The sequence below is a fragment of the Frankia sp. AiPs1 genome, from assembly GCF_023716945.1.
Classification (GTDB): domain Bacteria; phylum Actinomycetota; class Actinomycetes; order Frankiales; family Frankiaceae; genus Frankia.
This window is the reverse complement of sequence record NZ_JAMQQF010000812.1, coordinates 1-1,939: the sequence shown is the minus strand read 5'-3', so window position 1 is coordinate 1,939 and position 1,939 is coordinate 1. Positions and strand designations below refer to the sequence as shown.

Genomic DNA, 1,939 nt, shown 5'->3' with positions numbered 1-1,939 from the left:
ACCGCGGCCACTGGCACGCCGTCGCCGGCCCCACCCCTGACGTCGACCCCGCCCCGCGCACCGACGCCGACGGCCACGAGGGGTACCGCGGTCGCCGCGACCGCCGTGCTGCGTCCACTCGGCGCCCTGCCCGGGCACACCGGAGCCGTCTTCGCCGTCGCGTTCGCCCCGGACGGCAACACCCTTGCCGCGGGCGACAGCGACGGCAGAATCATGCTGTGGGACACCTCCGAGCCGGGTAGCCCCCGGCGGTTGGGCGTGCCGCTGAGCGTGACCGACGCCGTGTGGTCCGTGGCGTTCTCCCCGGACGGTCGCAAGCTGGCCGCCGGCACCGGCTCGTCCACCGGAAAAGTGCAGGTCTGGGACGTGTCCGACCGGGCCGCCCCGAAGCCGCTCGGCGAGCCCAGACCCGACAGCACCGGCCCGGTGAACACCGTCGCCTTCTCGCCCGACAGCCGCATGCTCGCCAGCGGAAGCGGTACGAACGCCGGCCTGATCCTGCTGTGGGACGTCACCGGCGGATCGCCGCGCCGCCTGGGCCGGATCGACCACGACGTGCGCCGCGACCAGGCGGACGGAATCTTCTCGGTGCTGTTCCTGCCGGACGGGCACACGCTGGCCGCGAGCAGCCTCGATACCACGATCGGTCGGTGGGACGTGTCCGATCCGGCGGCACCGCGTGCCCTTGGCTCACCGCTGCGGGCGTTCGCCGACAACGACGTGACACTGGAGTTCACCGCGGCGGGCGGGAGTGGCGTCGCGGGCGGGATCCTCGCGACCGGCAGCTCCGATGACGCGGTGCACCTGTGGCGGGTCTCCGCCGACCGGACCTCCCTGAGCCCGTTCGGCCAGCCGATGGCCGGCGACGGCCCGGTGTGCTTCACACCCGACGGCTCGCTCGCCGCGGTCGGCGACTTCGACGCACTTCACCTGTGGAACCTCACGGGGGCGGACGCACCACGCTCGCAGGGGACCGCGGTGCGGGGCCACAGCTCGATCATCGAGTCGGTGGCCTGCTCACCGGACGGCCGGACCGTGGCGAGCGGCGGCCAGGACAACGCCGTCCGGATCTGGACCCTCAGGTGAGTCGCGGGGTCACCGACATCGCTTTCGCGACCTCTCAGGAGCCGGGACTCGCCGGCAGCGGCAACGGTAGCGACCAGACGGCCGCGCCGGAACCGTCCCCGCCGTCGGCGACGGCACCCGCCACGTGGGCCTCACCGCCGGCGACGACGACGCCGAACAGCTCGATGCGCCCCCGCAGCGCCGCGCCGGCCGCCACCGGCAGTGGCAGTGGCACCTGGACCCAGTGGGTGCCCCGCCGGTCGCCGAGCAGCGCGGCCGGCCTCGGACCGGCATCGGTGGTGCGCGAGCCGATGGTCAGCGTCCGGCCGTCGGGCCAGCGGGTCAGCGCGCTGACGACCAGGCGCTCCAGGCGACCGCCGGCGGAGACCGGGGTGATCCGGCCTTCGGCCAGGTCGACGATGGCCGGGTGCCCGCCGGCGAGCACGAGCCGGGTCCGTGCCGGCTCGGAGACGGCGCGTCGGTCGTGGCGGGCGGTGCCATCGAGCCAGACGAGGTTGCCGGTGATCGCGTCGATGAGCCAGAGCCGGCGGGCCGCGTCGACAACGCCGCCGTCGGGACCGACCCTGGCGGCCAGCGACTGCCGGCCGCGCACGGCGAGGCTCGTCGGGTCGGTGGTGGTGACGACGCCGGATCGTCCGTCGACGAGGTAGAGCGAGCCGGAACCGACGAAGAGCTCGCCCGCGCGCCCGGCGGCGATCAGGCCCGGCCGCCGGTTCCAGGTGTAGGTGGCGCCGCTGATTCGTGGACCCCCGTCGCGGCCCGCGGGTTCGCACCGCGGCGCATCCCGCCTACCCCGCCCGGGCCGCCCACCCCGCCCCGTTCGCCGGGCCCCGGCCCGCCCGGGCCGACACCG

General features: G+C 75.5%; 1 protein-coding gene and 1 pseudogene. One reads left to right on the top strand and one right to left on the bottom strand.

Annotated features, from left to right (window positions below; genetic code table 11):
* The coding region (locus ND748_RS30930) for a WD40 repeat domain-containing protein (protein WP_251749849.1) at positions 1–1,086 on the top strand (1,086 nt) is incomplete at its 5' end.
* Between the two features lie 34 nt (positions 1,087–1,120).
* Here ND748_RS30930 and ND748_RS30925 read toward each other — a convergent pair.
* Positions 1,121–1,939: pseudogene (locus ND748_RS30925) on the bottom strand (hypothetical protein); the annotation flags it as partial.